The 8,062-nt window shown below is 73.7% G+C and carries 2 protein-coding genes; both read left to right on the top strand.

Going from position 1 to position 8,062, the window contains the following annotated elements:
- Window positions 1-12: 12 nt before the first annotated feature.
- On the top strand, window positions 13-6,633 hold the full coding sequence (locus ACFP2V_RS35305) for an amino acid adenylation domain-containing protein (protein WP_381219642.1): 6,621 nt from the start codon (window positions 13-15) through the stop codon (window positions 6,631-6,633).
- A partial coding sequence (locus tag ACFP2V_RS35300) for a condensation domain-containing protein (protein ID WP_381219639.1) occupies window positions 6,630-8,062 on the top strand: 1,433 nt, incomplete at its 3' end. The genes ACFP2V_RS35305 and ACFP2V_RS35300, both read left to right, overlap by 4 nt.

The raw sequence follows: 8,062 nt of genomic DNA, 5'->3' as shown, positions 1-8,062 counted from the left end.
GCCGCCGTCACCATCCGCGAAGACCGCCCCGGCGACCGCCGCCTGGTCGCCTACGTCGTGGCGGACGGCAACGACACGACGACGGATCCGACGGCGCTGCGGGAATCGCTGCGGACGTCGCTGCCGGAGCACATGGTGCCCGCCGCGATCGTCACCCTCGACACCCTCCCCCTGACCGTCAACGGCAAACTCGACCGCACCGCGCTCCCCGCACCCGCGTACGGCCGGGCGGCGGGCGCGGGCCGGGCGCCCTCCGGGCCCGTGGAGACATCGCTGTGCGCGATCTTCGCCGAGGTGCTCGGGGTGGAGACCGTCGGCGCCGACGACGGCTTCTTCGACCTCGGAGGCGACTCCATCGTCTCCATCCAGCTCGTCGCCCGCGCCCGCAAGGCCGGGCTCGGCATCACCGCTCGCGACGTCTTCCAGTACAAGACCGTCGCCGCGCTCGCGAAGGTCGCCGAGGCCGCCACCGCACACGCGACGGAGGACCCGGACGCGGGCATCGGCTCTGTCGACACCACGCCGATCGTCGCCTGGCTCTCCGAACTCGGCGGCCCCACCGACCGGTTCAGCCAGTCGATGCTGCTGCGGATCCCCGCCGGAACGCGTCAGGAGCAGCTCACCGAGGCGGTGCAGGCACTCCTGGACCGTCACGACGCACTGCGCAGCCGGCTGCACCGCCGCGCCGACGGCTGGTCCCTGGAGGTGCTCCCGCGCGACGCGGTCCGGGCCGCCGGCCTGATCCTGCGTGCCGACGCGCTCGGCATGGACGAGGCCGCCCTGCGGGAGACCATCGCCCGGCACCACGACACGGCGCAGGCGGCCCTCGCCCCCGAGGACGGCGTCATGCTGCGGGCCGTGTGGTTCGACGCCGGGGACGAGACTCCCGGACGGCTGCTGCTGACCGCCCACCACCTCGTGGTCGACGGTGTGTCGTGGCGCATCCTCCTGGGCGACCTGGCCGCCGCGGGTGCGGCCGTCGCCGCGGGCCGTCGGATCGAGCTCGACCCGGTGCCGACCTCGCTGCGCACCTGGGCCCGGGAGCTCACCGCTCACACGGCCGAGCGCACCGGTGAACTGCCCTTCTGGGAGCGGACCCTGACCGGGCCCGACCCGTTGCTGGGCGGCCGTCCCGCCGACCCGGCCCGCGACACCATGGGGACCGCCCGGTCGCTGTCGGTGTCGCTGCCGGCCCAGGTGACCTCGGCGCTGCTGGGCGAGGTGTCCCAGGTGTTCCACGCCCGGGCGAACGAGGTGCTGCTGGCGGGGCTGGCCCTGGCGGTGCCCAGGTGGCGCCGGGCCCGTGGCCTCGACGGTGACGACGTGCTGCTGGACGTGGAGGGACACGGCCGGGAGGACGTCCTGGCCGGCGTCGACGTGTCGCGGACGGTGGGCTGGTTCACCAGCCTGTTCCCGGTGCGTCTGAACGCGGGTTCGGACGGTGTCGACGCCGCGGTGAAGCGGGTCAAGGAACAGCTGAGGGCGGTCCCCGACAACGGCATCGGCTACGGCCTGCTGCGCCACCTCGACCTCGGGGCGCGGCCCGTGCTCGCCGCGCTGCCCGTTCCGCAGATCGGTTTCAACTACCTGGGCCGCGTGGGCGGTGCCGCCGGCTCCGCCGACTGGGCCCCGGCCGCCGAGTCGGACCTGCTGCTGGGTACCGGCATCGCCGACGCGGCGATGGCGGTACCGCACCCGTTGGAGGTCAGCGCCGTCGTCCAGGACGGGCAGGGCGAGGGCCCCGTGCTCACCGTCACCTGGGTGTGGGCCGAGGGCCTGCTGGACGAGGCCGCCGTCAGGGCGCTCTCGGCCGACTGGTTCGACGCGCTGCGGGACATCGCCGCGCACGCCGCCCTGCCCGGAGCGGGCGGCTTCACCCCGGCCGACCTGCCGTTGGTGGAGCTCAGCCAGGAGCAGATCGACCGGATCGAGGAGGCGCACCCCGCGCCGTCCGACATCCTGCCCGTCGCGCCGCTCCAGGAGGGGCTGCTCTTCCACGCGATGTTCGACGAGGGCGGACCGGACGTCTACAGCGTCCAGTTCTCCTTCGGCCTGGACGGTCCGCTGGACGCCGGCGCCCTGCGGGCCGCCGCCGAGTCGCTGCTGGCGCGCCACGACAACCTGCGGGCCGCGTTCCGCATGGACATCGCGGACCGCCCGGTCCAGGTGATCCCGGCCGCCGTGGACCTGCCCTGGCAGGAGGCCGACCTCGGGGGCCTCGACGAGGACGCGCAGCGGGCCGGGGTGGAGCGGATCCTCGCCGAGGACCGCGCCACCCGCTACGACCTGTCCGTCGCGCCCCTGCTGCGCTTCACCCTGGTGAAGCTGGCCGACGAGCGCCACCGGCTGGTGTTCGGCAACCACCACGTCCTGCTCGACGGGTGGTCCATGCCGATCGTGTTCGGCGAACTGTTCACCCTGTACGCCCGGAACATCGGCGCCGGCCGCGACCTGCCGCGCGTCACCCCGTACCGCGACTATCTGGCCTGGGTCGGCGGGCAGGACCGCGCCGTGTCCCTGGACGCCTGGCGGAGCGCGCTGGCCGGCGTGGAGGAGCCGACGCTGCTGGTCCCGGACGACTCCGCGGCCCGGGGCGGGGGCCACGAGGCGGAGGTGCCGCAGCAGCTGCCCTTCGAGCTGTCGAAGGAGCTGACCGCGCGGCTCCAGGAGTGGGCCCGCCGGTCCGGACTGACGCTCAACACCGTGGTGCAGGGCTTGTGGGCGGTACTGCTGGCCCGGTCGACGGGACGGGACGACGTGGTGTTCGGTGCCACCGTCTCCGGCCGGCCGCCGGAGGTGCCGGGCGTCGAGTCGATGGTGGGCCTGTTCATCAACACGGTGCCGGTGCGGATCACCGTCGACCCGGCGGAGACCGTCTCCGCCCTGCTGACCCGGGTACAGGCCGCGCAGAGCGGGCTGATGCCGCATCAGCACGTGCAGCTCTCCGAGATCCAGGGCCTGGTCGGCATCGGTGACCTCTTCGACACCCTCACCGTGTTCGAGAGCTATCCGATGGACGCCGGGGTGCTGGAACTCCCCGGCACCGGGCTGCGGGTGTCCGACGTCGACGGCGCGGACGCCACGCACTACCCCGTCACCCTCGCGGCGCTGCCCGGGGAGCGGCTCCGGCTGCGGCTTGAGTACGCCCCGGGCCGCTTCCCGCAGGACCGTGCGCAGGCCCTGGCGGCCCGGCTGACCGGGCTGTTCGAAGCGGTGGCCGAGGACCCTGACCGTCCGGTCGGACGGCTGGACGTGCTGACCGCGCAGGAGCGGGAGACGGCGCTCGCCGGCGGGAACGCGCTCCTGCACCCCGTGCCCGGACATCCCGTCCAGGCGCTGCTCGAGGGCCTGGCCGCCCGCACGCCCGACGCGACCGCCGTCGTCTTCAACGGCACCACGCTGACCTGCTCGGAGCTCAACGAGCGGGCCAACCGGCTGGCCCGCCTGCTCATCGGGCGGGGCGTCGGACCGGAGCGGATCGTCGCGCTCGCGCTGCCGCGCGACCCCCAGGTGCTGGTCGCGATGTTCGCGGTGCTGAAGGCCGGTGCCGCCTTCCTGACGGTGGACCCCGGGCTCCCGGCGGACCGCATCGCCTACCTGCTCCAGGACTCCGCGCCGACGGTGGTACTGACCGACAGCGAGGTGGACGCCCGCTTCGCGGCCGACGGTCTCGGCGCGGGCATCGGACGCCTGGTGCTGGACACGGAGGAGACCGGCCGGGAGCTGGCCGCCGCCGGTCCGCAGGACGTGGTGGACTCCGACCGCACCGCGCCGCTGAGGCCCGCCGCCCCGGCGTACGTCATCTACACCTCGGGCTCGACCGGCCGTCCCAAGGGCGTGGTCGTGCAGCACCGCAACCTGGTCAACCTGTTCCTCAGCCACAAGGAGACGCTCTTCGACCGGCATGCACGGGCCGAGAGCCCCGAAGGCCGCTTCCGGGTGGCGCTGACGGCCGTGTTCTCCTTCGACACCGCCTGGGACGGCGTGCTGTGGATGCTCGACGGCCATGAACTCCACCTGATCGACGACGACACCCGTCGCGATCCGGAGGCTCTGGCCGACTACGTCGACCGGGAACGCGTCGACTTCCTCGACCTCACCCCGGCGTTCGCCGGACAGCTGGTGGAGGCGGGCATGCTGGCCGACGGCCGGCACCACCCGACGGTGCTGATGCTCGGCGGCGAGGCCCTCGGCCCCGACCTGTGGTCGCGTCTGCGCGCCGCCCCGCACACCGCCGCGTACAACTTCTACGGCCCGACCGAGGCCACCATCGACAGCGTCTTCCTGCCCCTGTCGGAGAGCGAGAAGCCCCTGGTGGGCCGGCCGGTGCGCAACACCCGGCTGCACGTTCTCGACGGACACCTGCGGCCCGTCCCGCCGGGGGTGACCGGTGAGCTGTACCTCGCGGGCGACCAGCTGGCCCGCGGTTATCTGGGCCGCCCCGGCCTGACGGCCGGCAGCTTCGTGGCCAACCCCTTCGGGGAGCCCGGCTCCCGCCTGTACCGCACCGGCGACCTGGTGCGGGCCGCGGCGGACGGGCTGCTGGAGTACCGGGGCCGGATGGACGACCAGGTCAAGGTCCGCGGTTTCCGCATCGAGCTCGGCGAGATCGAGTCCGCGCTGACCGCCGGTCCCGAGGTGGCCGCGGCCGCCGTCGTGGTCCGGGAGGACACCCCCGGCGTCCGCCGGCTGGTCGGTTACGCGGTCCCGGCCGCCGGCGCCGCCCCGGAGCCCGCGGTGCTGAGGGAACAGGTGGGGCGGACCCTGCCCGAGTACATGGTCCCCGCGGCCGTCGTCCTGCTGGACGCGCTGCCGCTGACGGCCAACGGCAAGCTCGACCGCAAGGCGCTGCCCGCACCGGACTTCTCGGCGCAGGCGACGGGCCGTGCGGCGGGCGACCCGGTCGAGCAGGCGCTGTGCGCGCTCTTCGCCGAAGTGCTCGGACTGCCCGAAGTCGGCGTCGACAGCAGCTTCTTCGACCTCGGCGGGGACTCCATCGTCTCCATCCAGCTCGTCGCCCGCGCCCGCGCCGTCGGCCTGGTGTTCTCCCCGAAGGACGTCTTCACCCACCGGACCGTCGCCGCCCTGGCGCGCGTGGTCCGCGAAGCGGAGGACACCCCCGCCGAGGACCCGGACGCCGGTATCGGCACCCTGCCGGCCACCCCCGTCATCCGCTGGCTCCAGGAGCACGGCGGGGCCACCGAGGGGTTCGTCCAGTCGATGCTGGTGCGGGTGCCGGCCGGACTGGGCCTGGAGCACCTGACCACAGCCGTCCAGGCCGTGCTGGACCACCACGACGCGCTGCGCATGACCGTGACCCGCGGCGAGGGCGACACACCCTGGTCGCTGGAGGTGCCCGCCCGCGGCAGCGTCCCGGCCACCGAGGCCGTGGTCCGGGTCCCCACGGGCGGCTTCACCGGTGCGGACCTGGAGGCTCTGATCGCCGCCGAGGCGGAGGCCGCCTGGCGCGGACTCGACACGGCCGCCGGACGGATGCTCCGGGTGGTCTGGTTCGACGCCGGGCCGTCGGCCCCGGGCAGGCTGCTGGTCACCGCCCACCACCTGGTCGTCGACGGCGTGTCCTGGCGGATCCTGCTCCCGGACCTCGCGGCGGCCTGGCAGGCCGCCGCCGACGGCGAACAGCCGCGCCCGGCGCCGAACGGAACCTCCTTCCGCCGCTGGGCGCAGCGCCTGACCGAGGCCGCCGCCGAGCGGGAGGACGAGGCGGAGCTGTGGCTGGAGATGCTTTCCGAGGAGGAGGCGCCTCTCGGCGGACGTCCGCTCGCGGAGTCCGACACCGCGGGCGGAGCACGCTCGCTCACCCTGAGCCTGCCGGCCGACCGCACCGAGCCGCTGCTCACCGACGTCCCGGCCGCGTTCCACGGAGGGGTCGACGACGTGCTGCTCACCGGGCTCGCTCTGGCCGTGGCCCAGTGGCGCCGCCGCCGGGGCCTCGGCGAGGACGGAGCCGTCCTCGTCGACCTGGAGGGCCATGGCCGCGAGGACGTGGTCGAGGGCGCCGACCTGTCCCGTACGGTCGGCTGGTTCACGACCGTGTACCCGGTACGGCTCGACCCCGGGCAGCTCGACCGGGACGAGGTGAGGGCCGGCGGCGCGGCCCTGGGACGCGCCGTGAAGCGGGTCAAGGAGCAGCTGCGAGCCGTGCCGGACCACGGCATCGGTCACGGCATGCTGCGCCACCTCAACCCGGCCACGGCTCCCCTGCTGGCCGCGTACCCGGACCCCCAGATCGGTTTCAACTATCTCGGGCGCATCGGCGCTCCGGGCGCCGAGGGCCAGGACTGGGCCGTGGCACCGGAGTCGGCCGCCCTGACCGGAGCCGCCGCCGGCGACCCGGACACCCGACTGGCCCACGCCATCGACATCAACGCCCTCGTCAGGGACCTTCCCGAAGGTCCCGAACTGAACGTCACCTGGACCTGGCCCGACGGACTGTTCCCCGAGCGGGACATGCGGGACCTGGCGGACGACTGGTTCGACGCCCTCGACGCGCTGACCCGGCACGCCGCCGCGCCGGAGTCGGGCGGCCACTCGCCGTCGGACATGCCGCTGGTGAACCTGTCGCAGGCACAACTCGATCTTCTGGAAAGCACGTGGAGGAAGTCGTCATGAATGGTGCGGGACTCGAGGACGTCCTCCCCCTGTCACCGATGCAGGAGGGCATGCTGTACCACGCCCTGCTCGACGAGCAGGAGCTCGACGTGTACGGCGGTCAGATCGCCTTCGATTTCGAAGGCGCCCTGGATGTGGCAGCCCTGAAGGCGGCCGCCGCCGCCCTGCTCCGGCGGCACGCGAACCTGCGCGCCGGGTTCCTGCACGAGGGGTTCGACAAGCCCGTGCAGCTCATCCCCCGCGAGGTGGAGCTCCCCTGGCAGGAGATCGATCTGACGGACGTGGCGGCCGAGGACGAGCCGCACCGCCTCGATGCGCTCATGGCCGCCGACCGTGCCCAGCACTTCGACCTGACCGCGCCGCCGCTGGTGCGCTTCAGCCTCGTACGGCTCTCGGGCCGGCGGTTCCGTTTCGTGCTGGCGAACCACCACATCCTGCTCGACGGCTGGTCGATGGCGATCATGCTGCGGGAGCTGTTCGTCCTGTACGCGCAGGGCGGTGACGACACCGGGTTGCCGCGGGTCACGCCGTACCGCGACTACCTCGCCTGGGCCGCCGCCCAGAACCGCGACGAGGCGGCGAAGGCGTGGGGCCGGTCCCTCGCCGGGGTCGAGGAGCCCACCCTGCTGGCCCCGGCCGCCCCGGCCGCCGCCACCGAGCCGCCGCACTACCACCATCACGAGCTCTCCGAGGAGCTGACCGCGGCGGTCGCGGCCCTGGCCCGCCGTCACGACCTCACCGCCAACACCGTGGTGCAGGCTTCCTGGGGCGTCCTGCTGGGCCGTCTCACCGGCCGGGACGATGTCGTCTTCGGCAGCACCGTCTCCGGCCGCCCGCCGGAGATGGCCGGCATGGAGAACATGGTCGGCCTCTTCATCAACACCCTGCCGGTCCGCGTCCGCCTGGACGCCGGACAGTCCGTCGCCGACCTGCTGCGCCGTCTCCAGGACGAGCAGTCGGAGCTGATGGACCACCAGCACTACGGCCTCTCCGACATCCAGGCCCTCCTCGGCGGCGGCGAACTCTTCGACACCATCACCGCGTTCGAGAGCTACCCGGTCGACACCGACAGCTTCTCCGAGCCCGTCGACGGCCTGCGCGTCACCGGCGTGCACACCACCGACGACAACCACTACCCGTTCAGCCTGGCGATCCTCCCCGGCGAGCGGATGCGGTTGCGCATGGGCTACCGCCCGGATCTCTTCACCGCCGGGCAGGTGGAGCTCATCGGCCTGCGGCTCCAGCACATCCTGGAGCGTTTCGCCGATGCCCCCGAGCAGCTCCTGGGCCGCCTCGACGTCCTCACCGGTGCGGAGCGGGAGCAGTTGTTGCGGGTGTGGCAGGGCCCTCGGCCCACGGCGCCCGCGACGACGTTCCCGGCGTTGTTCGAGGCGCAGGCGGCCCGTACCCCGGACGCCCCGGCGGTCGT

Origin of the sequence: Streptomyces incanus, from assembly GCF_042656345.1 — a bacterium.
GTDB classification, from domain to species: Bacteria; Actinomycetota; Actinomycetes; order Streptomycetales; family Streptomycetaceae; genus Streptomyces; species Streptomyces incanus.
Note: the sequence above shows the minus strand (reverse complement) of the source record. Positions and strands in the feature narration are given on the sequence as shown.